Origin of the sequence: Streptococcus sanguinis SK49 (assembly GCF_000212815.1) — a bacterium.
GTDB lineage: Bacteria > Bacillota > Bacilli > Lactobacillales > Streptococcaceae > Streptococcus > Streptococcus sanguinis_C.
In genome coordinates, this window is sequence record NZ_GL890985.1 from 100,541 (window position 1) to 124,861 (window position 24,321).

Consider the following 24,321-nt stretch of genomic DNA (forward strand, 5'->3'; position numbering starts at 1 on the left):
CTGCCTCTTTCTATATAAGAAATATGAATCACATTAAAGAATATTTTAAAAAAAATTGGCCTTATTTTTGTGCCTTCCTTCTTCCATTTTTCGTCATGTTCTTTATCTACTTGATGTATGGAATTTACTGGAATAGTGAGCCGTCTCCCTTGCTTGGCGACGGCTTTCATCAGTATGTCATTTTTGACACCAACCTAAGAAATATCCTTCATGGCACAGATAGTATTTTCTATACTTTCTCCAGTGGACTTGGACAGAATTTCTATGCTTTATCCAGTTATTATTTAGGTAGCTTCCTATCTCCTTTGGTTTATTTCTTTGATTTGAAATCAATGCCAGATGCCGTCTATCTATTTACCTTAATCAAGTTTGGATTAATTGGACTCTCTGCCTTTATCAGCATCAAAGGAATATTCAAAAAGATTCCAGCTTTACTCATCATCACTCTTTCAACTTCATTTTCTTTAATGAGTTTTTCAGTCAGTCAATTGGAAATTAAAACCTGGCTGGATGTGTTTATCCTTGCACCTTTAATTGTTCTAGGTTTACATAGGTTGATAACTGGAAAAGGCAGAGTACTATACTTTACAACACTGTCAATTCTCTTCATCCAAAATTATTATTTTGGATATATGATGGCAATCTTTTTGGTCTTTTGGTACCTTCTTCAATTATCTTGGGATTTCAAAAATAGAATTAAAAGTTTACTTGACTTTACAATCGTATCTGCTTTAGCAGGTCTGACTAGCCTAGTCATGATTCTGCCAACTTACCTAGATATAAGTACTCATGGTGAAACCTTAACAAAAGTTTCTTCCTTGTTGACAGAAAAAAGTTGGTTTTTAGATGTGTTTGCTAAAAATTTTATTGGCAGTTTTGATACAACCAAGTATGGTTCTATCCCTATGATTTATGTCGGCACCTTCCCATTGATTCTTGCTATCTTATTTTTCACCTTAAAATCTGTTAAGTTTCACGTGAAACTTTGCTACTTTTTACTCATTGCAATTTTCATAGCTAGTTTTTATCTTCAATATTTAGACTTACTTTGGCAGGGAATGCATGCTCCGAACATGTTTCTTCACCGTTATTCTTGGCTATTTTCTCTGGTAGTTATCTATATGGCTGCTGAGACTTTAAATCGTTGGAAAGATGTGAAATTGATGAATGTTGCCATTAGTTTCACTTTGCTCAGTCTCGGATTCATTATGACTTTTATTCAGAGAAAACATTATGACTTTTTGGGTCCTGAGAATTATATTCTAACATTAGAATTTCTGCTGGCTTATCTCTTGATTAGCTTTGTCTTAGCAAAATCTTCTATTCAACCAAAAATCATTCTCCCTGTCTTGCTCTTCTTTGTTACTTTTGAATTGTCGCTTAATTCCTATTATCAAGTTGGAGGAATTGCTAAAGAATGGGTATTTGCCACTCGTTCATCTTACGCTAGTCATCTTGACGAGATTGACAAGCTTGTCAATTATTCCAAAAAGGACAATATTGACTTTTTTAGAACAGAAAGATTGAATCCACAAACGGGCAATGACAGTATGAAATTCAACTACAATGGAATTTCCCAGTTCTCATCTGTTCGAAATACTCAGGCAAGTTCTACTTTAGATAAACTTGGTTTTAAATCAGCAGGAACAAATCTGAATCTCCGTTATCAAAACAATAGTATTTTGATGGACAGTATTTTTGGTGTTCGCTACAATCTATCTGAAACAGATCCTCAAAAATTTGGTTTTCTTCCTGAGAAAACTGAAAAAGAAATGTCTCTCTACCAAAATGATGCTGCTCTTGGTTTAGCTTTTCTGACCAATGATGTTTACCATGATGTCAAGTTTACAAATTTGACTTTAGATAATCAGACAGAATTTTTGAATCAATTAACTGGCTTTGATTTTAAATATTATGATAAAGTAGATGCTATAACTACTAATGAAAATGTCAAGCAAATTGGTAACAGAGTGACTGTGGATGTTGACAGAGAGCATAATACAAGCTTTGCTAGTGTAGTCTATACTGTCAATGTACCTGCTAACAGTCAACTATATGTTAATGTTGCTGGGATTGATTTTAGTAATGATGATCAGACAGATGTTGACATTACTGTCAATAACTTTACAGAACGTTATACAACTAATAATGTCTTTCCTTTCTTTAATGCTGGCTATTTCAGTCAAAGTCAGACAGTGTCTATTCGCTTTACATTCCCAGACAATTCGACAGTTTCATTTGATACGCCAGAATTTTTTGCCGTTAATACTGAGCAATATCAAAATGTCATTCAAAAATTAAAAGAGCAGCCCGTTTCCACAACTACTGATTTAAACACAGTAAAAACAAATTATAGAGCGGAAAAGGATACTTCATTATTCTTTACCATTCCTTATGATAAGGGATGGTCAGCCACTCTTAACGGGAAGCCTATCGCACTAAAACGAGCTCAAAACGGCTTTATGAAATTAGATGTAAAAAAAGGAGAAGGAAAAGTTGTCCTCACTTTCATTCCTAATGGACTAAAAGAAGGTGGCATTGCCTTCATATCTGGCATAATCTTATTTGTTTGCTATAATTTTCTACGTAGGAAACGACATAGAATGTAAATATATAAAAAATAAGGCTCTTCATTAAAATGCTAGTGAAGGCCTTTTCTTGAACAATAAAAAAACACTCACTAGGAGTGTCTCTAGCTCCGGCAGTAGGACTCGAACCTACGACATCATGATTAACAGTCATGCGCTACTACCAACTGAGCTATGCCGGATAATATAGTCCGTACGGGATTCGAACCCGTGTTACCGCCGTGAAAAGGCGGTGTCTTAACCCCTTGACCAACGGACCATATGGTATGTTCTCTTTCAGAACATATTCCATTATATCAGGTTTTTAAGCTTTGTCAACTCTTTTCCCTTTATTTTCGAAAATATCTTTCAGATATTTCACTCTTAAACGAGTGACCGGACAGCGATGATTTTCGTAAAAAATAATTTCTCGATTTTTCTTGTCATAATCAACAATGTTGCCAATATTAACCAGATAAGATTTATGTGGTGAAAAAAATCGTTTAGATTGCTGATCTTTTTCTTGAATATCTGTTATCGTTCCATAAAACTCCTTAAGAAAATTTTTACCGACAATCCGAAGTTTATGAGAGCTCCCTGTCGTTTCGATATACAAAATATCGTTATAAGGCATTCGAACATCATTGCCACGATAACTATATTCAAAATAATCTACCATATTGGTATTTTCAATTAGTGTACTCTTAGTGTAAAGAATACTGTCTTTGATTCTATTTTTAAAAGCATCATTGTTGATATCTTTATCGATAAAATCAAGTGCTGATACTTTATATTTAAAAGTCATAGTAGCAAATTCAGATTTTGAGGTTACAAAAACTATAATGGCATAAGGATTATGATAACGTATAAATTGAGCTACTTCCAGCCCTTTTGTTTCCTCCCCCTTAATGTCGATATCCAAAAAATAAAGCTGGTTAACGTCTCCATTTTCAATATATTTTTTGAATTCTTTGATTTTTCCTGTAACCTGAACCTGGATGTCAATTCCAAGTTCCTCAGCAATTTCTGCTAATGTCGTTTCCATCCTGACTTGATGAGATACGGTATCCTCTAAAACTAACACTTTCATAAATTCTATCTCCTAATTGTTAAAATCTGTGTAAAATTGCTTGGCTCAATTTGTGTATCAAGAGTGATAAATTCATACCTATCTAAAATTTCCTTGATGTTATTCAATCCGAAGCCTCTATTTTCTCCTTTAGTTGAAAACTCAGGCTGATAGAGTTCTTCCAAATCCAATTTTCCTTCTTTACGAGAATTTTGAACAACAAAAATGGTTCTATCATCCAGTTGAACCAGAGAAACATGGACAATTTTTTCCAGGCTGTCAATGGCACTCTCAATAGCATTATTTAATAAAATACTAGCAATTCTGACCAGATCTAACAATTTGATTGGAAGGCGTTCCACTTTATCCTTAACTTCAAAAGTCAGCTGAATCTGATGTTCACGCGCTTGAAAGATTGTCTCAGTCATGACACTCCTTAAAGCTGAATCTCCTACATTATTCAAATCAAAAACTGTATATTTATCTGAACGCAGGTTCAAATTTGCATCAGCCAAGACCTCTTGATAAATGTGCTCAATTTCCTTGATATCTCCAGTTTGAATAGCCACTTGCATACTTGTCAGCATGCTAGCATAATCATGACGAAAACCTTTGATTTCATAGTACAATCTCACAATTTCATCAGTATATTCCTGAAGTCGAAGCTGTTCAGATTCTTTTTGACGTAAACGCTCTTCTTTCTCGTATTTCTCACGGCTGTCCTTGAATGTCACTAAGGTAGAAAGAAAGGCCAAGAAGCAAATAGTAGCAATCATGCTGCTAAAACTGTTGAAATGCTTTATATTACTAATCCAGTGAGAGAGATTTAAAATCAGCCAATTCACTGCATACAAACTGCTAATCATCAGAATCTGAGATTTAAAGAAACTTCTTTTAAGATAATCTATTCTGAAATCAAAAATATCAATAACCTTTACCATAAAGAACAAGGATATTAAGTTGATACATGTCAGAAACAAGCCCATGTACTGAACTACAAAATCATCTCCTAAAACAGATGAAATAATAACTGAAAAGAAAGTAGTAGAGCTATCAATTGACAGACATAAAAAGAAGGAAAGTAAGAAAGATTGGTATCTTTTAATCTTTTCAACTCTACAAAAATACCAAACTATAAATAGAGGGAGAAAAAATGACAGCGCATATGATGGAATTGTGCTAGAAAATGAAAATATGTGTCCTAAAAAAGCAATTATAAACGGAACTATAATCTCAAGACCAAAGCAAACAGCTACAAAAAAGTGAGTATGCTTAATTTTAATGATTTTTGATAAAATCACTAAAAATGCAGCTACATTAATAAAAGGATGAATAATTAATCCAGTTATTTCAAGTGACATAAATTTCTCCCCTAAACTTTAAAATTCTTATCTTCCAAAAATCCAACCCCATGGATTTGGAACACCTCTTAAATCCCAAAAGGTTTGAACAAGTGAATTGCTATTTGCAGCAATTTGAAAAGAATAGATTTTCATAACTATCTCCTATCTTTTTATCTTGTAAGTCACCTTACATTTATCATTATAGAAAAATAGAAAGAGTTAGTGGCAATTTTCCCTGAAATGTCATTTTTTATCCCCAAAATGACATTATACCAAAAAAATAGAAGAAAAAAACACGAAATATTGTAAAATACTTCGCATTTTTTTACCTTTCTGATCTCAGCAGGATTCGAACCTGCGACCGTTCGCTTAGAAGGCGAATGCTCTATCCAGCTGAGCTATGAGACCAATACCATCTCATTCTATCAGAAAATAGGGTTGCCGTCAAGATTACTTATGATAAGGACTCCCCTGCTGAATCATAAAAGCTCGATAGATCTGCTCTATTAAAACAAGGCGCATCAGTTGATGAGGTAGCGTTAATTTGCCAAAACTCATTAGAAGATTTGCCCGTTTTTTTACTGCAGGAGATAAACCTAAACTTCCTCCGATAACAAAAGTGATATCAGAAAAGCCACGCACTGTAGTATCTATAATGAGCTGACTAAACTTTTCTGACGGAAATTGCTTTCCTTCAATTGCCAAAGCAATAACAAATTCACGCTCATTGATTTTAGCCAGAATTTTATTTCCTTCTTTTTCAAGAATCTGCTGATTTTCTAAATCACTAGCTTTATCAGGTGTTTTTTCATCCGCTAGCTCAATCATTTCCACCTTGCAGAATCGATTGAGACGCTTCATGTATTCGGCAATTCCATCCTTTAAATATTTTTCTTTCAGTTTTCCAACTGTTACAAGTTTTATTTTCATAAGTTTATTCTATCATATTCATCTATACTTCACACTTTATTAACAAGTAAAATTTATCTGGGAATCGGCTAATCTGTGTATTTTCTAATGGCTATCAACAGTTTTTATAAGTTTTCCACAAGGTGTGGAAAACTTAGAGGATTTAAGTTATAATTAAGTTTAGCTAACTATAATTTCATCAATTGTTATTCGAGGAGGAAAATATGAAAAATACTTCAACTGTCTCTAAAAAGATTTTACTACTTTTTGTAGTATTAATTGTAGGTTTTATCGGAGGAAGTTTAGGGAACTATGCTACTTCATTAATTAACTCTAAACTTCTAAAGACTACTACCCATCCTAATTCAAGCTCAAATACAACTATAAAAACCTCTTATAAAAATTCTACAGATATCTCAGAAGCTGTTAAAAAAATTCAAAACGCTGTTGTGTCAGTAATTACTTATGCCAATTCTTCAACTAGTATTCTGAATGATGAATCCTCTGAGAATGAATCTCAAATCGCTAGTGAAGGTTCTGGTGTAATTTATAAAAAAGATGGAAAATCAGCCTATCTAGTAACAAATACCCACGTTCTTAACGGATCTACTAATGTGGATATCTTATTAACCGACGGTACAAAAGTTCCAGGTGAAGTAGTTGGTTCTGATGTATTCTCAGATATTTCTGTCGTTAAAATTAGCTCTGAAAAAGTAACTGATGTCGCAGAATTTGGAGATTCTGGTTCTCTGACAGTTGGTGAAACAGCAATTGCCATCGGAAGCCCTCTTGGAACAGAATACGCTAACTCTGTAACACAAGGAATTATTTCTAGTTTAGGCAGAAACGTTACGTTACAATCTGAAAATGGTGAAAATATTTCAACAACTGCACTGCAAACAGATGCTGCGATTAATCCTGGTAACTCTGGCGGTCCGTTGATTAATATCCAAGGACAAGTTATTGGGATTACTTCAAGTAAAATTTCTACAAATGGGCAAACCTCTGTTGAAGGGATGGGATTTGCGATTCCGTCTAATGATGTAGTAAATATTATCAATCAACTAGAGAAAAATGGAACAGTCACACGTCCTGCTTTAGGAATTCAAATGATGGATTTATCTAATCTGACAACTTCTGATTTTTCTAAATTAAATCTTCCTGCTTCAGTGAAATCAGGTATTCTTGTTCGCTCTGTTCAGCAAGGGATGCCTGCTGATGGCAAGCTTCAAAAAAATGATGTCATTACAAAAGTAGATAACACAGATGTGGAATCCACTAGTGACTTACAATCTGCTCTCTACAAACATAATATTGGAGATGAGGTAGAAATTACTTATTATCAAGATGGTAAATCTCAAACAGTCAAAATCAAACTCACTAAATCAACAAAAGAATTAAGCTCAAATTAACCTATTTACAATATTGTCAACACACCTTTACACAATCGTAAAGGTGTGTTATTCTATATACAAATGGAAAACTTTCAATATGTTACACTTAAAGATATTCGAACCAACCCTTATCAGCCTCGTAAAGAGTTCTCACAAAAAAAGATTGAAGAATTAGCGGCATCAATCAAAGAAAATGGTCTCATTCAGCCAATCATTCTTCGGAAATCTTCACTTTTTGGTTATGAAATTTTAGCAGGAGAACGAAGATTTAGAGCTGCCTCTTTTCTTGGCCTAGAAACGATCCCAGCTGTCATCAAAGAATTATCTGATGATGAAATGCTGAAACAGGCCATTATCGAAAATCTTCAAAGAGAAGACTTGAATCCTATAGAAGAGGCTGAGTCTTATCAAAATTTGATTGACAAAGGCTTGACACATGATGAAATTGCTAAAATCATGGGAAAATCTAGACCCTATATCAGCAATATTGTCAGACTTTTACAGCTGGCTAAAGAAGTTCGCCAAGCTATCAAGGAAGAAGAGATATCTCAAGGACATGCTCGCCTGCTGGTCCCCTTAAAAGAAGAAGAACAGTTACTATGGCTGAACAAGATCTGTCGAGAAGATTTATCGGTTCGAGCAGTTGAAAAGCTTCTCCAGCAAAAAAAGAGTCTCAAAAAGAAACCTAATAAAGAACTGTTTGCTAAATCTGAAGAGGAAAAAATTAAAAAAATTCTCGGTCTGGAAGTTTCTATTCAGTTAAAAAGCCAGAGTAAAGGAAAGCTGATTATTCCTTTTGAAAGCGAAGAAGAATATCAAAGAATTATAAACAGTTTTAAATAAAACTGTTATTTTCTTTTTTTAAAATAACAAAATTATCCACTGTTAAATCAATTAGGAAGCCTATTAAAATAAGAAATTCTAGCTTTATTCACATTCTGTGGATAACTTTAGCTGACAATGTGAATTCTTTTCCAGTTCTTGTGGAAAACTTTGAACCTTTATGATAAAATAAGATGCGTATGAATCAGAAAATTATAGAAAAGGAGGGAAGTTATGACCAAAGAACAGGACTTTTGGAATCGTATTTTAGAATTGGCTCATGCTCAGCTAAAACAGACAACTTATGATTTCTTTGTTGCTGAAGCCAAGCTTGTCAAAGTTGAAGAAAAGCAAGCTGTTATTTTCCTAGATAGTCCAGTGAAACAACTATTTTGGGAGCAAAACTTAGTAGGGGTTATTCTTACTGCAGGATTTGAGATTTTTAATGATCAGATTGCTGGAAAATATATTTTTGAAGAAGAAACTAACACTGAAACTCCGAAATCTGCAGTAACCAGTCCTCAAATCAGCACTGTTCAGCCAAGCTTGCCACCTATTGATACTGGCTTAAAGTCAAAATATACCTTTGATAATTTTGTTCAGGGAGACGGAAATATCTGGGCTAAAGCTGCTGCCTTAGCGGTATCTGAGAATCTAGCCACAACCTATAATCCTCTTTTTATCTACGGAGGACCTGGCCTGGGCAAAACTCATTTGTTAAATGCTATTGGCAATCAGATTTTAGAAAATATTCCAGATGCGCGTGTCAAGTATATACCAGCTGAAACCTTTATTAACGACTTCCTCGAACATTTAAGATTGGGAGAGATGGATAGCTTTAAAAAAATCTATCGTAGTCTGGATCTTCTGCTAATTGATGATATTCAATCTTTGGGCGGAAAAAAGGTTTCAACTCAGGAAGAATTTTTCAACACTTTCAATGCTCTTCATGGTGAAAATAAACAGATTGTTTTAACCAGCGACCGGAGTCCTGATCATCTGGACAATTTGGAAGAACGCTTGGTGACACGTTTCAAATGGGGATTAACTCAGAATATTACACCGCCAGATTTTGAAACACGAATTGCAATTCTGCGAAACAAAATTGAAGATTTGGATTATATTTTCCCGAATGATACTTTGGAATATCTTGCAGGACAGTTCGACTCCAATGTCCGCGACTTAGAAGGTGCTTTGAATGACATCAGTCTCATCGCTAGAGTTCGTCATCTGAAGGAAATCACTATTGATATCGCTGCAGAGGCTATTCGAGCACGCAAGCAGGATTCAAACCAGGTAACAGTTATCCCGATTGATAAGATTCAGTCTGAAGTTGGGAAATTCTATGGTGTTAGTGTCAAAGAGATGAAAGGCAGCCGTCGAGTACAAAATATCGTTTTAGCTAGACAGGTAGCTATGTATCTGACTCGTGAGCTGACTGACAATAGTCTGCCTAAAATTGGTCGTGAATTTGGCGGGAAAGATCATACGACTGTTATCCATGCACATGGAAAAATCAAAACTATGATTGAATCAGATGACAATTTGCGTTTAGAAATTGAAAGCATCAAGAATAAAATTAAATAGCATGTGGAAAACTACAGAATTTTTTCAAAACTTATCCACACTTTGTGAACAAGTCTCAAAACTTGTTAGAATAAGGACAAAGCTATTTTTCCACATAATTCACACAAACTACTATTACTATTAATCTTATAATCATAAATAAATAAAAAGGAGATCCCATGATTCATTTTTCTATTAATAAAAATCTCTTCTTACAAGCGTTAAATACTACTAAAAGGGCTATCAGCCATAAAAATGCAATTCCTATTCTTTCTACTGTAAAAATCGATGTTACCAAAGAAGGAATCACCTTAATCGGTTCAAATGGTCAAGTGTCAATTGAAAACTTTATTTCTACTCAAAATGAAAATGCAGGCTTGCTTGTCAACTCAACAGGCTCAATTTTATTAGAAGCGACTTTCTTTATTAATGTTGTTTCCAGCTTGCCAGATATTATTTTGGATTTTAAAGAAATTGAACAAAAACAAATCGTCTTGACTAGCGGCAAATCAGAGATTACCCTGAAAGGAAAAGACGCTGACCAGTACCCACGAATCCAGGAAATTTCTGCCAGCAATCCCTTGGTTCTTGAAACAAAAATTCTCAAAGATGTCATTAACGAAACAGCTTTTGCAGCCAGTGTTCAGGAAAGCCGTCCAATTTTAACTGGTGTTCACTTTGTTTTGACAGATAACCGTTCTTTGAAAACAGTTGCGACAGACTCCCACAGAATGAGTCAAAAGAAAATTACTCTAGAGAAAAACGGAGATAATTTTGACGTAGTCATTCCAAGTCGCTCTTTACGTGAATTTACGGCTGTTTTTACCGATGAAATTGAAACGGTAGAGGTTTTCTTTGCTAACAATCAAATTCTTTTCAGAAGCGAAAATATCAGCTTCTACACCCGCCTCTTAGAAGGAAATTATCCAGATACAGATCGTTTGATTCCAACTGAATTTACGAGTGTCCTTACTTTTAATACTTCTGATTTACGTGCAGCTATGGAACGCGCTCGTCTCTTGTCTAATGCCACACAGAATGGAACAGTTAAACTGGAGATTGCAGGCGGTATTGTCAGTGCCCATGTAAATTCACCAGAGGTCGGCCGTGTTAACGAAGAAATTGATACAGAAAGTGTAACTGGCGAAGATTTGACCATTAGCTTTAATCCAACTTATCTGATTGATGCTTTGAAGGCCATTGACAGTGAAAAAGTAACGATTAGTTTTATCTCATCCGTTCGTCCTTTCACCTTGGTACCGAGTGAAGACACAGAAAACTTTATTCAGCTGATTACACCTGTCAGAACTAATTAAAATGAAAAGCAGTGGGACAAGTTAAAGATTTTTAATTCTTGGTCCTAAGCTCTTTTCATTGACAAAGTATGATAGATACTTAATATTTCTTCCTGGACAATGATAGTTCTTTGAAAGGAGAAAGAAAATGTATGAAATTGGTCATTTTATAGAGATGAAAAAGCCCCATGCCTGCACCATTAAAGCGACTGGGAAAAAGGCGAATCGCTGGGAAATCACAAGGGTTGGTGCAGATATCAAAATTCGTTGTACCAATTGTGAACATCTTGTGATGATGAGTCGTCACGATTTTGAAAGAAAAATGAAGAAAATAATAGATTGAACTAAAAAATCATCGTAAATGCTATTGTAGAAAACTAATTTGCATTGCTGAAGATTAGATTTAGATTTTTTTCTGATTTTTCAATCAAAAATGGATAGGACTTAAAAAGTCCTATCCATTTTGCTTTTATTTAAGATCTTCAAATTTACCGTCTTTAACTTCTTTATAACCTGCTTTTTCAAGTAATTTAGCAGTTTCTTTATAGCTGATATAATCCGCTTTTTGATTACCAGATGTTTGAAGAAGCTGCTTACTTTGTAGTTCTTCAATATCAGCTTTACTGAAATCAATTGTCAGTTTTTCAGTTAAATAATCATCTTTGTACTCGATTTTATGAGTTAATCCTTTGATACCCTCAATAGATTTAGCATAGGCTTCTGTCTGCTCTTTAGCAGTGTCTTTTGTCAAGCCAACTGGTTTATAGTAGAAGGTGTTGTTTGTTTCGTTTATAAGAAGCTCATCACCTTTATATTCAACAGTGATGCGGCTATCTTGTTTAGTATTTTGGTCAATCAGCTGGAAATAAGCTTTTTTAGGACTGCTGCAGGCAGCTAAAACAAACAAAGCGGAAACCGCAAGGAAGGAAAGAAAAAGTGTTTTGAAAGTATTCTTTTTCATTAGGGACTCCTTTAATAAGAATATTAGCTATATTATACCATTTTTTTCTTCAATTTATTTTACATTTTTGTAAAGAAAGCTAGAAAAAATAACTTAAATCCGCTGTTTAGGATAAGGATTTATGGTATAATGGTTTGGATTGAAAAGATGAATGGAGAAGATAAGAATGGCTTTGACAGCAGGAATCGTTGGTTTACCCAATGTTGGTAAGTCAACTTTATTTAATGCAATTACAAAAGCAGGTGCAGAAGCAGCTAATTACCCTTTTGCGACAATTGATCCAAATGTCGGGCGGGTAGAAGTTCCGGATGCTCGTTTAGATAAATTAACAGAACTCATCAAACCACAGAAGAAAGTCCCAACAACTTTCGAATTTACTGATATTGCTGGAATTGTGAAAGGTGCTTCAAAAGGAGAAGGACTAGGGAATAAATTCTTAGCCAATATCCGTGAAGTAGATGCTATCGTCCACGTAGTACGTGCTTTTGATGATGAAAATGTCATGCGAGAACAGGGCCGTGAGTCTGAATTTGTAGATCCAATGGCCGATATTGAGACCATTAATCTAGAATTGATTTTAGCAGACCTAGAAAGTATTAACAAACGTTATGCACGTGTAGAGAAGATGGCTCGTACTCAAAAAGATAAGGATTCAGTGGCAGAATTTAATGTTTTACAGAAAATTAAGCCTGTCCTAGAAGATGGTCTGTCAGCTCGCACAATTGAATTCACAGAAGAAGAACAAAAAATCGTTAAAGGACTCTTTCTTTTAACGACTAAGCCGGTTCTCTATGTGGCCAATGTCAGTGAAGATGAGGTAGCAGATCCAGATAATATTGACTATGTGAAGCAGATTCGTGAATTTGCAGCTACAGAAAATGCTGAAGTTGTTGTCATTTCAGCGCGTGCAGAGGAAGAGATTTCTGAATTGGACGATGAAGATAAGTCAGAATTTCTGGAAGCTATCGGCTTGACAGAATCAGGTGTGGATAAACTGACCAGAGCAGCTTATCATCTGTTGGGACTTGGAACCTACTTTACAGCTGGTGAAAAAGAAGTGCGTGCCTGGACCTTTAAGCGTGGAATGAAAGCTCCTCAAGCGGCTGGTATTATTCACTCAGACTTTGAAAAAGGCTTTATTCGAGCAGTGACTATGTCTTATGATGACTTAGTGCACTATGGCAGCGAAAAAGCAGTTAAAGAGGCTGGACGTTTGCGCGAAGAAGGAAAAGAATATATCGTTCAAGATGGCGATATTATGGAATTTAGATTTAATGTGTAAAGTATTTGTAAAGTTTAAAAATTCTAGGTTGGAAATTTTTTTCCAGCCCTTTTGGCTTTTATAAAGGAGAAAAATGGTAAAGTTAATAGTCGGTCTGGGAAATCCAGGAGAAAAATATATCGAAACCAAGCATAATGTTGGTTTTATGCTAGTTGACAAAATTTGTAAAGATCTTGATCTAAAGTTTACAGCTGATAAAATCTTTCAAGCAGATATCGCCTCTACTTTTCTAAATGGTGAAAAAGTCTATTTTGTAAAACCAACTACATTTATGAATGAGAGCGGAAAGGCCGTTCAAGCTTTACTAGCATACTATGGTTTAGATATAGAGGATTTATTGGTCATCTATGATGATTTGGATATGGAAGTTGGTAAGATTCGTTTGCGCAGTAAGGGTTCAGCTGGTGGCCATAATGGCATTAAATCTATTATCAAACACATTGGAAGTCAAGAGTTTAAACGGATAAAGATAGGTATTGGCCGTCCAAAAGAAGGTATGACAGTGGTCCACCACGTTCTAGGAAAATTTGATAAAGATGATTATATAATGATTCTGAATACTCTTGATAAGGTTGACAAGGCTGTAAAATATTATTTACAGTCAGGCAATTTTGAACAAACTATGCAGAAATACAATGGATAATAAAATGAACCTGATTGACTTATTTTGTCAAAACCAACAAATTTCAGATTGGAAGAAAAATCTCCATAAAAGCAATAGACAGTTGATAATGGGATTGTCTGCATCAACAAAAGCAATTACTATAGCAGCTGGATTAGAAGAATCAGAGAAAATCCTTGTGCTGACTTCTAGTCAAAATGAAGCAGATCGTTTGGCTAGTGATTTGATTTCTTTGTTGGGAGAAGACAAGGTCTATACTTTCTTAGCAGATGATACTCCTATAGCAGAATTTGTTTTTGCTTCACAGGAAAAAATATTTTCGAGATTAGATGCTCTAAACTTTTTAATAGACCATCAAAAGTCTGGAATTCTAGTTACTAATGTCGCAGCCAGCAAATTACTCTTGCCTGATTCTATTGATTTTAAAAATACCAATATAAATTTGACAGTTGGACAAGAATATGACCTAAATAATCTTGTAAAGATGTTGTCAAGATCAGGATACAAGAAGGTGTCTCAAGTTTTAAGTCAGGGAGAATATAGTCTAAGAGGAGACATCTTAGACATTTTTGAGCGCTCAGCAGAGGCACCTTATCGCCTGGAGTTTTTTGGCGATGAAATTGATGGTATTCGGATTTTCAATCCAGAAAATCAAACTTCAATTGATAACATAGAAAGTATTTTGATTAAACCTGCTTCTGATATCCTGCTTTCTGAGAAAGATTATGCTCGAGGACGGAAAAATCTGGAAGCTATTTTAGAAAAATCTGTTGATCCTGCTTTGAAATCTTACTTAGAAGAGCTACTAATAAGTGCCAAAGAGGAGTTCCATCATGCAGATATTCGTAAATTCCTTTCTTATTTTTATCAGAAAGAATGGACTATTTTAGACTACTTGCCTGTTCATAGTCCTGTGTTTTTTGATGATTTTCAAAAAATTGTGGATCGACATGCTCAATTTGAACTGGAAACAGCTAGTTTGTTGACAGATGATTTACAAAATTGTAAAGCTTTATCAAGTCAGAAATATTTTGCAGATAAGTACCAAGATTATCGTCAATATAAACCAGCAACCTTCTTTTCAAGCTTTCAAAAAGGTTTGGGAAATCTGAAATTTGATGCTTTGTATCAATTCAATCAGTACCCAATGCAAGAATTTTTCAGTCAGTTTCCCTTGCTCAAGGAAGAGATTAATCGTTATAAAAAATCTGGCTATACAATAATTTTACAAGCAAATTCTTCGTCAGGTTTACAAAGTTTACATAAAAATTTACAGGAATATGATATTCATTTAGACTATATAAAAGAGGCTGAGATTCACAAAAATGCAGTTCAGCTTATAGAAGGAAATCTTGTTCAAGGCTTTAATTTCGTAGATGAGAAAATTATTCTTATTACAGAATACGAAATTATTCACAAGAAAATAAAACGAAAAATTCGACGTCAGAATATCTCCAACGCTGAACGACTGAAAGATTACAATGAGCTAGAGAAAGGGGATTATGTTGTCCATAATATTCATGGGATAGGACGTTATCTGGGGATAGAAACGATTGAAATCTCTGGCGTCCACCGTGACTATCTGACAATTAAATATCAAAATTCTGATCGTATTTCGATTCCAGTTGACCAGATTGATCTCCTATCAAAGTATGTTGCCAGCGATGGAAAAACACCTAAGGTAAATAAACTAAATGACGGTCGCTTCCATAAGAGTAAGCAAAAAGTTCAGCATCAGGTTCAGGATATTGCGGATGATTTGATTAAACTATATGCTGAACGCAGCCAGCTAAAAGGTTTTGCTTTCTCAGCGGATGATTCTAATCAAGAGGAATTTGATAATGATTTTCCCTATGTTGAAACAGAGGATCAGCTAAGAAGTATTCAGGAAGTGAAGAAGGATATGGAAAGCAGTCGTCCGATGGACCGCCTCTTAGTTGGTGATGTCGGCTTTGGGAAAACAGAAGTAGCTATGCGGGCTGCTTTTAAGGCTGTCAATGATCATAAACAGGTAGCTGTATTGGTGCCAACAACGGTTTTAGCCCAGCAGCACTATACTAACTTTAAAGAACGCTTTAATGATTTTGCGGTCAATGTTGAGGTACTTAGTCGTTTCAGGAGTAAGTCAGAACAAAAACAGACTCTGGAGAAGCTGCAGAAGGGACAAGTTGACATTATTATTGGAACCCACCGACTCTTATCCAAAGATGTAGAATTTGCGGATTTAGGTTTAATCATCATTGATGAGGAGCAGCGTTTTGGAGTTAAGCACAAGGAAACATTAAAGGAATTGAAAAAGAAAGTTGATGTCCTGACCTTGACAGCAACTCCTATTCCTCGAACTCTTCATATGTCTATGCTGGGTATTCGCGATTTGTCAGTCATTGAGACCCCGCCTACCAATCGCTATCCTGTTCAGACCTATGTTTTAGAAAGCAATCCTACAGTAATTCGAGAAGCTGTCTTACGTGAAATAGACCGAGGTGGACAGGTTTACTACCTTTACAACAAGGTTGACACAATTGAACAGAAAGTTTCAGAGTTAAGAGAGTTAATCCCAGAAGCTTCTATAGGCTATGTTCATGGCCAAATGAGTGAGATTCGTTTAGAAAATACTTTACTGGACTTCATCAATGGAGAATACGATATTTTGGTGACCACTACCATTATTGAAACTGGGGTTGATATTCCAAATGCCAATACTTTGTTTGTAGAAAATGCTGACCATATGGGGCTGTCAACCTTGTATCAACTTCGTGGACGGGTTGGCCGCAGTAATCGGATTGCCTACGCTTATCTGATGTACAGACCAGATAAAATCCTGACAGAAGTTTCTGAAAAGCGTCTAGAGGCTATTAAAGGATTTACAGAGTTAGGTTCTGGATTTAAGATTGCTATGCGAGATTTGTCTATTCGAGGGGCTGGTAATATTCTAGGAAGTATGCAATCTGGCTTTATTGATTCTGTTGGTTTTGAGATGTACTCGCAGCTTCTAGAAGAAGCTATTGCTAAAAAGCAGGGGAGAGAAAACAAGCGTCAAAAAAGCAATGCAGAACTTAATCTGCAGATTGATGCCTATCTGCCTAGTGACTATATTTCTGATGAAAGACAAAAAATTGAAATTTACAAGAGGATTCGTGAGATTGACAGCCGTGTAAACTATGAAAATCTACAGGATGAATTGATTGATCGCTTTGGGGAATATCCTGATGTTGTAGCCTATTTATTGGAGATTGGACTTGCTAAGTCTTATTTAGATCAAGCATTTGTAAAGTCAGTGGAACGCCAGCAGAATGCAGTAATTATTCATTTTGAGAAAATTTCGCAGCAGCTTTATCTGACGCAGGACTATTTTGAAGCACTTTCGATGACGAATTTAAAGGCTCGAATTGGTGAAAAAAATGGCTTGATTGAAGTAATTTTTGATGTGAGGAACAAAAAAGATTATGAGATTTTAGAAGGTCTGGTTAATTTCGGAGAAAAGATGCTGGAAATTAAACAGCGCAAGGCAGAATAAAGGTTACAATTCAGTGAATTTTGGCTTTTTAAGCTCTATTTTTCTCAAAAAATGGTAGAATAATAAATTAAGAGAAAATGAGGTAATAGGATGAGATTAGATAAATATTTGAAAGTGTCACGAATTATCAAGCGACGTCCAGTGGCTAAAGAAGTAGCTGACAAGGGCCGAATAAAAGTGAACGGTATCTTGGCTAAGAGCTCAACAGATTTGAAAGTGGATGACTTGATTGAAGTACGCTTTGGTAATAAACTCTTGACTGTAAAGGTTCTGGAGATGAAAGACAGCACTAAAAAAGAAGATGCAGCTAAAATGTACGAAATAGTCAGTGAAACAAGGATAGAAGAAGATGCCTAAAAATATCGTCCAACTCAATAATCGTTTTATTCAAGATGAAAATCAACGCCGCAGATATGTGGATCAGGAACGGCGGAAACGCAACCGTTTTATGGGCTGGGTTCTGATTTTGGTGATCCTCTTATTTATTCTACCTACCTATAATTTGTACCAGAGTTATCAAACCTTGCTGCAGCGTCGTGAGCAGTATTCTAAACTGCAGGAGAAATATCAGACGCTCAGCGAAGAAAAGGTCTATCAATCAGATATAGCAACAAAGTTAAAAGATGATAGCTATGCTGCTAAGTATGCACGCGCTAAATACTCTTTTTCAAAAGAGGGTGAGTACATTTATACTATCCCAGATTTATTGCCGCAGTAGTTATGGAAGATTTACTAAAAACAATTGAGCAGTTCTTGGAATTTTCAGATGAGAAATTGGAAGAACTGTTTGAAAAAAATCAAGCTTTGAAACTTCAAGAAAATCAAGAGGAAAGGGGAAAACATGCGTAAGTTTTTGTTACTGATATTTTTGCTGCCAGCTTTATTTAGCAGTATCACAGTTATTAGTACCGAAAAAGATTTCGTATTAGACGAGGAAGAAAAATATCATTTTACAAGCACTACGTATGGACGCTATTATGATAGCATCCCGACAAATCCTAATGTTTATGAAGAAACTCCTACATTTACAGATTCTACTCTGAGTAAGACTGCTGGAAAGCTAATTCCAGACCAGCCTATCCAGATAACAGGATTTTATGTAAATGAAGAAGGAGTTCCGATTTTCAAACTGAAAAATGGGCAGTTTGTGATAGCGGACAAAAACACAATTTACGAAGATACTGTCCAGTTAATCGAAGATATCCATCAAGAAATGTGGCTGAAACCGGGCTTTACTCTTTATGATAAAGCCAATATCAACGGAGCTAAAAAAATCAATACAACAGTAGCTCCATATACAAAAGTAAACATTGTTCAAATTGTCCAGACAGTCAAAGGAACTTATGCCCAGATTGAAGGACAGGGCTGGGTTCCTATGGAATTTCTGGATGAGACTGATAATCGAATGGACAAGGTTCAAGAAATTTTGAGCAGTAAGTACAACAAGGCAGACTACTCTATCTATGTCAAACAGCTGGATACAGGCAAAGAAGCAGGCATTAATCAAGATCAAGAGATGTATTCGGCCAGTGTGACAAAACTACCTTATCTATACTATGTGCAGGAACAGCTGGATCAGAAAAAACTGTCGTTAGATCAGAAGTTCAAGTATATTGGAGCAGTCAATGATTTTGCAGGTGCTTACGAACCAGAAGGAAGTGGCAGCATTGCTAAGTCAGCTGATGATAAGGAATATTCGGTTCAGGATTTGATAAATCGAGTGGCCAAAGAATCAGATAATGTCGCCCACAATATTTTAGGCTATTATGCGACCAATCAATCTGATAAAAATTTTCAGCAGACGATCAACAAAATAGCTGGAAAGAAATGGGATGTGGAAGAAAGACAAGCGTCTTCACGTATGGCTGGAAATGTTTTGGAAGCTATCTATGAGCAAAATGGCATGATTATCGATGCCTTGTCTCAGACAAATTATGATAATCAGCGGATTTCTAAAAATATAGATGTTAAAGTGGCTCATAAAATTGGTGACGCCTATGATTTTAAGCACGATGCTGCGATTGTCTATGCAGATTCCCCTTTTATCATTGTTATTTTTACTAATAATTCAAACTACGATAACATTTCCCAGATAGCAGACGATGTCTATGGAGTCTTGAAATGATTAAGCAAGAATTTCTTAAAAAAATGCAGGAGAAAAAGTATTTCCAAGACCATCGAAAAGTTTTAGTTGCTGTATCAGGTGGACTGGATTCTATGACGCTGCTGCAGCTGTTGATTGATTATCAAAAAGAACTGGCTATCGAGCTTGCGATTGCTCATGTCAATCACAAACAGCGGCCAGAGTCAGATCAAGAAGAAAAGGCATTAGTAAAGATTGCGGAACAGCTTGGTGTAAAGATTTTTACATCAAGTTTTTCTGGTAATTTTTCAGAAAATGCTGCTCGGCAGTTTCGTTATGATTTTTTCGGGAACGTGATGCAGGAGGAGCACTATACTGCTCTGGTAACTGCCCACCACGCAGATGATCAAGCTGAGACTGTTTTTATGCGGCTGCTTCGTGGAGCTAGACTTCGCCATCTGTCCGGCATGAAAGCTGTCCAGTATTTTGCTTGCGGGGAGCTGATTCGTCCTTTGCTTACTTTTCATAAATCAGACTTTCCGGATATTCAGCATTTTGAAGATAGCAGTAATTTTCAAAATGACTATCTCAGAAATCGAATTCGTAATCTTTATCTGCCGGATCTAGAAAAAGAAAACCCACAATTTAAGGATTCTTTGCGGTATCTGGGCAAGGAAATTGAAGATTTGCAGACCGCTTTGTCTCACTTGACTAGAGATTTAGATATAGAAAATGTCCAAGTCTTTCATCAGCAAATCCCCCAGGTTCAACGTTTTCTATTGCAGAACTATCTCGAAAAGTTTCCTAGTCTGAATTTGAGCAAGCAGCAGTTTGAGGAGGTTTTAAACATCCTGCGAACTAAGGCCAATTATCGGCACACTTTGAAAAAAGACTATGAGCTTGTTAAAGATTACCAGCGTTTTGAAATTAGAAAAATCAGTCGTAAGCCCGATTTAAAAATGGATTCAATTTTGTTAGAATTTGAGAACCTGATTGAGTTTGGGCATTATCGATTTTCATTTGGGATTCCTTTGAGTGGTGAAAATATTCAAAAAATTTTTGTTTCGCGTGAAACTTCTCTGACACTTCGCTTCCGAAAAGAGGGAGATAGTATTTTGCTGAACGGTCATCACAAGAAACTTCGTCGTCTTTTTATTGATAAGAAGGTTTCTTTTGAAGAACGGAATTCATCTGTAGTAGTGGAACAAAATCATCAAATTTTAGCGATCTTAAATATTGCTATCAGTGATTTGAGTAAGGCATTAAAAAGTGATATAATGAGTACTGTACTTTATATTCAGAAAATAGATGGGTAAAATTATGCTAGAACAAGATATCAAAAAAATATTGATTTCCCATGATGAAATCGTGGATGCTGCAAAAAAGCTTGGTCAGCAATTAACCAAAGACTACCAAGGTAAAAATCCAATTTTTGTTGGAATTTTAAAAGGTTCCGTCCCTTTTATGGCTGAACTAATCAAGCATATTGACACACATATTGAGCTTGATTTTATGTTGGTCTCTAGCTACCATGGTGGTACTGCCAGCTCAGGTGTGATTAATGTTATTAAAGACATTAATCAAGATATCACAGGACGTGATATTTTATTTGTTGAGGATATTATTGATACTGGTCAGACTTTAAAAAATCTATGCAATTTGTTTAAGGAAAGAAATGCTGCATCAGTAAAAATTGCTACACTTTTGGATAAGCCAGAAGGGCGTGTTGTTGAAATCGATGCTGATTATACATGTTTCACAATTCCAAATGAATTTGTTGTTGGATATGGATTAGATTACAATGAAAACTATCGTAATATTCCATATATTGGTATTTTGAAAGAAGAAGTTTATACAAAATAAAAGGTTTACTATACAATAGATGAAAAATAAGCAAAACAATGGTTTTATAAAAAATCCATTTCTCTATATTCTGATTATTGTTGTCCTAGTGACAGGGTTTCAGTATTTCTTCTCAGGAGATACTGGCGGTCGCAGTCAACAAATCAATTACACAGAATTAGTGAAGGAAATTAAGGAAAATAATGTCACAGAGATGAGCTACCAGCCAAATGGCAGTGTCGTCGAGATTTCAGGTACTTACAAAACACCTCAGGAATCGAAAGAAGATACAGGGATTTTATTTTTCACTCCAAACATTTCTAAAGTAGAAAAATTCACAAGTATTATTTTACCGTCAGATATTACAATTTCTGATTTACAAAAATTAGCCTCTGAGCATAATACTGAAATCAGCATAAAGCGTGAAAGTTCAAGCGGAATGTGGATTACAATCCTCACTTCCATCGTTCCTTTTGTGATTGTCATCTTCTTCTTTATGTCCATGATGAATCAAGGTGGTGGCGGCGGTGCTCGCGGTGCCATGAATTTCGGGCGCAATAAAGCGCGTGCTGCTAACAAAGAAGATATCAAGGTTCGTTTCTCAGATGTAGCAGGTGCCGAAGAAGAAAAACAAGAACTTGTAGAAGTTGTTGAATTTTTGAAAGATCGGAAACGTTATACTAAGCTAGGTGCTCGTATTCCTGCTGGTGTCCTTCTAGAAGGTCCTCCAGGAACTGGTAAAACCTTGCTTGCTAAGGCAGTTGCTGGAGAAGCTGGAGTTCCTTTCTTCAGTATCTCAGGTTCCGACTTTGTAGAAATGTTTGTTGGGGTTGGAGCAAGTCGTGTCCGTTCTTTGTTTGAAGATGCGAAAAAAGCAGCCCCTGCTATTATCTTCATCGATGAAATCGATGCAGTCGGTCGTCAGCGTGGTGTTGGCCTTGGCGGTGGTAACGATGAGCGGGAGCAAACCCTCAATCAGCTCTTGATTGAAATGGATGGTTTCGAAGGCAATGAAGGAATCATTATCATTGCGGCTACTAACCGTTCAGATGTATTGGATCCAGCCTTGCTGCGTGCTGGCCGTTTTGACAGAAAAGTGTTGGTCGGCCGTCCTGATGTTAAAGGTCGTGAAGCTATTCTTCGTGTTCATGCTAAGAATAAGCCGCTGGCTAAAAATGTTGATTTGAAACTAGTTGCTCAACAGACACCAGGTTTTGTTGGTGCTGATTTGGAAAATGTCTTGAATGAAGCTGCTTTGGTTGCTGCTCGTCGTAATAAGAAAGTCATCGATGCAGATGATATTGATGAAGCAGAAGATCGGGTAATTGCAGGACCTTCTAAGAAAGATAAGATGGTGTCTGAACGTGATCGTCAAATGGTTGCTTATCATGAAGCTGGACATACTATTGTTGGTTTGGTATTGTCAAATGCGCGTGTCGTACATAAGGTAACCATCGTCCCTCGTGGACGCGCTGGCGGATATATGATTGCCTTGCCTAAAGAAGACCAAATGCTTCTATCTAAAGAAGATATGAAAGAGCAATTAGCTGGTCTTATGGGTGGCCGTGTAGCTGAAGAGATTATCTTTAATGCTCAAACAACGGGTGCTTCTAATGACTTTGAACAGGCAACTCAGATGGCCCGCAGTATGGTAACAGAATATGGAATGAGCGAAAAACTTGGTCCGGTTCAATACGAAGGCAATCATGCTATGTTTGGTGCAGCCAGTCCTCAAAAATCAATATCAGAACAGACTGCATATGAGATTGACGAAGAGGTAAGAGAACTTCTTAATGAAGCTCGTAACAAAGCTGCAGAGATTATCCAGTCCCATCGCGAAACTCATAAATTGATTGCTGAAGCGCTTCTTAAATATGAAACTTTGGATAGCAATCAGATTAAATCATTGTATGAAACTGGCAAAATGCCAGAAGAGTCTGAATTGGAATTAGACAAAGAAGCTCATGCGCTTTCTTATGATGAAATTAAAACGAAAATGGAAGAAAAAAGTTCCGAGTAGAAGAAGTTGGAGAAATTCCAACTTTTTTCTCTTTTTCTGAAATAATTATTGACAAAGGAAGAAAAGCTGATATAATGGAATATGTTCTGCAGAGGGACAAAAATGGTCCGTTGGTCAAGGGGTTAAGACACCGCCTTTTCACGGCGGTAACACGGGTTCGAATCCCGTACGGACTATATAATCCGCCATAGCTCAGTTGGTAGTAGCGCATGACTGTTAATCATGATGTCGTAGGTTCGAGTCCTACTGGCGGAGCTAGGTTTAAAAAATCAAATGTGTAAGCATTTGATTTTTTTCTTGCTTTTATACTTCGCACAATCCTCCCAAATGACTAAATATGTGCCTGAAATGACTTAAAAACAGTTATTCGAGTCAGAAGAGCTCCTAAAATATGCTTTTTAGAAGAAAGAGACCATCTTGCTTTCTATTTACAGTAGAATAAAGCCAAGTAAAATTTAAGGAGGAATTATGGATTTTAGAACTACTTATGAGAAGGTGAAATGGATAGTTTGGAAGTGTAAGAAAGATTATTATATTCATTTGTGGGAACATAGTGATTGGGAGCAAGAAGGAATGTTGGTTTTATACGAACTTCTGCTTAAAGAAAAAGGAATTGAAAACGATGAGGAAAAACTCTATCGTTATTTCAAAACAAAATTCAGAAATCATATACATGATAAAATTCGTAAACAAGAAAGCCAAAAGCGAAAATTGGACCGCCAGCCTTATGAAGAAGTGAGTGAGATTGGACATCGTTTGAAATCAAAAGAATTGTTTCTGGATGAGTTAGTTGCCTTCAGAGAAGCGATTGACAATTATAAAAGAACTCTTGATGATGTTGGATTGGATAATTATCAGAGGTTGATGAGCAACGAGCGCTTTAAAGGAAGAAGAGCCATGCTTAAAGATTTAAAAAATCACTTAAAAGATTTTCAAGATAATACGATTTTATAATAATCAAGCTTGATGAGTTGTTAACTGTTTTAATAGAACAGGTTCGACTATCAAGTTTTTTATTCTTAAAAAAAC

The 24,321-nt window shown here is 35.9% G+C and carries 22 protein-coding genes and 5 tRNA genes; 19 read left to right on the forward strand and 8 right to left on the reverse strand.

What is annotated here, in order from left to right:
- The first annotated feature begins 23 nt into the window (after positions 1–23).
- On the forward strand, positions 24–2,609 hold the full coding sequence (locus tag HMPREF9380_RS10430) for a YfhO family protein (protein WP_002931689.1): 2,586 nt from the start codon (positions 24–26) through the stop codon (positions 2,607–2,609).
- A gap of 87 nt (positions 2,610–2,696) precedes the next feature.
- Here the strand turns inward: HMPREF9380_RS10430 and HMPREF9380_RS10425 are convergent.
- From HMPREF9380_RS10425 to rlmH, 7 genes are all read right to left on the reverse strand, one after another.
- A tRNA-Asn gene (locus tag HMPREF9380_RS10425) sits at positions 2,697–2,770 on the reverse strand.
- Positions 2,771–2,775: 5 nt separating this feature from the next.
- Positions 2,776–2,847, reverse strand: a tRNA-Glu gene (locus HMPREF9380_RS10420).
- Positions 2,848–2,892: 45 nt separating this feature from the next.
- Entirely contained in the window at positions 2,893–3,657 is a 765-nt protein-coding gene (gene comE / locus HMPREF9380_RS10415) for a competence system response regulator transcription factor ComE (protein WP_002931690.1), read from the reverse strand.
- Positions 3,658–3,662: 5 nt separating this feature from the next.
- Positions 3,663–4,997 (reverse strand): competence system sensor histidine kinase ComD, encoded by a 1,335-nt coding sequence (gene comD, locus HMPREF9380_RS10410; RefSeq protein ID WP_002931692.1) that lies wholly within the window; start codon positions 4,995–4,997, stop codon positions 3,663–3,665.
- Between the two features lie 27 nt (positions 4,998–5,024).
- The gene (locus tag HMPREF9380_RS0110935) at positions 5,025–5,132 is read right to left on the reverse strand and encodes a hypothetical protein (protein WP_002894290.1); all 108 of its coding nucleotides are present in this window, start codon (positions 5,130–5,132) and stop codon (positions 5,025–5,027) included.
- Between the two features lie 181 nt (positions 5,133–5,313).
- Positions 5,314–5,387, reverse strand: a tRNA-Arg gene (locus HMPREF9380_RS10405).
- A 42-nt stretch (positions 5,388–5,429) separates the two neighbouring features.
- Positions 5,430–5,909, reverse strand: a complete 480-nt coding sequence (rlmH, locus tag HMPREF9380_RS10400) for a 23S rRNA (pseudouridine(1915)-N(3))-methyltransferase RlmH (protein ID WP_002931694.1) — start codon at positions 5,907–5,909, stop codon at positions 5,430–5,432.
- A 203-nt stretch (positions 5,910–6,112) separates the two neighbouring features.
- Between rlmH and HMPREF9380_RS10395 the strand changes: the two genes are divergently transcribed.
- The 5 genes from HMPREF9380_RS10395 to HMPREF9380_RS10375 all read left to right on the forward strand — a co-directional run bounded on the left by HMPREF9380_RS10395 (position 6,113) and on the right by HMPREF9380_RS10375 (position 11,308).
- The gene (locus HMPREF9380_RS10395; protein ID WP_002931698.1) at positions 6,113–7,300 is read left to right on the forward strand and encodes a S1C family serine protease; all 1,188 of its coding nucleotides are present in this window, start codon (positions 6,113–6,115) and stop codon (positions 7,298–7,300) included.
- A 63-nt stretch (positions 7,301–7,363) separates the two neighbouring features.
- On the forward strand, positions 7,364–8,125 hold the full coding sequence (locus HMPREF9380_RS10390) for a ParB/RepB/Spo0J family partition protein (RefSeq protein WP_002931699.1): 762 nt from the start codon (positions 7,364–7,366) through the stop codon (positions 8,123–8,125).
- Positions 8,126–8,338: 213 nt separating this feature from the next.
- A complete protein-coding gene (gene dnaA / locus HMPREF9380_RS10385) occupies positions 8,339–9,691 on the forward strand; it encodes a chromosomal replication initiator protein DnaA (protein ID WP_002931701.1) in 1,353 nt (450 codons plus the stop codon).
- A 158-nt stretch (positions 9,692–9,849) separates the two neighbouring features.
- A complete protein-coding gene (gene dnaN / locus HMPREF9380_RS10380; protein WP_002908362.1) occupies positions 9,850–10,986 on the forward strand; it encodes a DNA polymerase III subunit beta in 1,137 nt (378 codons plus the stop codon).
- A 127-nt stretch (positions 10,987–11,113) separates the two neighbouring features.
- Positions 11,114–11,308, forward strand: coding sequence for a DUF951 domain-containing protein (locus HMPREF9380_RS10375; RefSeq protein WP_002931702.1), 195 nt, complete (start codon positions 11,114–11,116; stop codon positions 11,306–11,308).
- A gap of 126 nt (positions 11,309–11,434) precedes the next feature.
- On the opposite strand, the gene HMPREF9380_RS10370 is transcribed toward HMPREF9380_RS10375, so the two are convergent.
- Positions 11,435–11,926 carry a DUF1307 domain-containing protein gene (locus tag HMPREF9380_RS10370; protein ID WP_002894297.1) on the reverse strand — a complete coding sequence of 164 codons (492 nt, stop codon included), beginning with the start codon at positions 11,924–11,926 and terminating at the stop codon, positions 11,435–11,437.
- Between the two features lie 166 nt (positions 11,927–12,092).
- Here HMPREF9380_RS10370 and ychF point away from each other — a divergent pair, with 166 nt between their 5' ends.
- The 13 genes from ychF (at position 12,093) to HMPREF9380_RS10310 (ending at position 24,246) form a co-directional block, all read left to right on the forward strand.
- Entirely contained in the window at positions 12,093–13,208 is a 1,116-nt protein-coding gene (gene ychF / locus HMPREF9380_RS10365; RefSeq protein WP_032907115.1) for a redox-regulated ATPase YchF, read from the forward strand.
- A 73-nt stretch (positions 13,209–13,281) separates the two neighbouring features.
- Positions 13,282–13,851: an aminoacyl-tRNA hydrolase gene (gene pth, locus HMPREF9380_RS10360; protein WP_002931704.1), complete on the forward strand. Its 570-nt coding sequence runs from the start codon at positions 13,282–13,284 to the stop codon at positions 13,849–13,851.
- Entirely contained in the window at positions 13,844–17,347 is a 3,504-nt protein-coding gene (mfd, locus tag HMPREF9380_RS10355; protein WP_002931705.1) for a transcription-repair coupling factor, read from the forward strand. The genes pth and mfd overlap by 8 nt, the downstream gene beginning before the upstream one ends.
- Positions 17,348–17,437: 90 nt before the next feature.
- Positions 17,438–17,704 (forward strand): RNA-binding S4 domain-containing protein, encoded by a 267-nt coding sequence (locus tag HMPREF9380_RS10350; protein ID WP_002931706.1) that lies wholly within the window; start codon positions 17,438–17,440, stop codon positions 17,702–17,704.
- Positions 17,697–18,065, forward strand: a complete 369-nt coding sequence (locus HMPREF9380_RS10345; RefSeq protein WP_002899511.1) for a septum formation initiator family protein — start codon at positions 17,697–17,699, stop codon at positions 18,063–18,065. Before HMPREF9380_RS10350 ends, HMPREF9380_RS10345 begins: the two co-directional genes overlap by 8 nt.
- Before the next feature lie 2 nt (positions 18,066–18,067).
- Positions 18,068–18,196 carry an SP_0009 family protein gene (locus HMPREF9380_RS12100; RefSeq protein WP_002931707.1) on the forward strand — a complete coding sequence of 43 codons (129 nt, stop codon included), beginning with the start codon at positions 18,068–18,070 and terminating at the stop codon, positions 18,194–18,196.
- On the forward strand, positions 18,189–19,472 hold the full coding sequence (locus tag HMPREF9380_RS10340; protein ID WP_002931708.1) for a serine hydrolase: 1,284 nt from the start codon (positions 18,189–18,191) through the stop codon (positions 19,470–19,472). Before HMPREF9380_RS12100 ends, HMPREF9380_RS10340 begins: the two co-directional genes overlap by 8 nt.
- Positions 19,469–20,746 (forward strand): tRNA lysidine(34) synthetase TilS, encoded by a 1,278-nt coding sequence (tilS, locus tag HMPREF9380_RS10335; protein ID WP_002931710.1) that lies wholly within the window; start codon positions 19,469–19,471, stop codon positions 20,744–20,746. The genes HMPREF9380_RS10340 and tilS overlap by 4 nt, the downstream gene beginning before the upstream one ends.
- A gap of 4 nt (positions 20,747–20,750) precedes the next feature.
- Entirely contained in the window at positions 20,751–21,293 is a 543-nt protein-coding gene (gene hpt, locus HMPREF9380_RS10330; protein ID WP_032907464.1) for a hypoxanthine phosphoribosyltransferase, read from the forward strand.
- 19 nt (positions 21,294–21,312) lie between these two features.
- A complete protein-coding gene (ftsH, locus tag HMPREF9380_RS10325; protein ID WP_002931717.1) occupies positions 21,313–23,292 on the forward strand; it encodes an ATP-dependent zinc metalloprotease FtsH in 1,980 nt (659 codons plus the stop codon).
- 104 nt (positions 23,293–23,396) lie between these two features.
- Positions 23,397–23,468: transfer RNA gene (locus HMPREF9380_RS10320), tRNA-Glu, on the forward strand.
- A 5-nt stretch (positions 23,469–23,473) separates the two neighbouring features.
- A tRNA-Asn gene (locus HMPREF9380_RS10315) sits at positions 23,474–23,547 on the forward strand.
- A 213-nt stretch (positions 23,548–23,760) separates the two neighbouring features.
- Positions 23,761–24,246, forward strand: coding sequence for a sigma-70 RNA polymerase sigma factor region 4 domain-containing protein (locus tag HMPREF9380_RS10310; protein WP_002894314.1), 486 nt, complete (start codon positions 23,761–23,763; stop codon positions 24,244–24,246).
- Positions 24,247–24,321 lie beyond the last annotated feature (75 nt).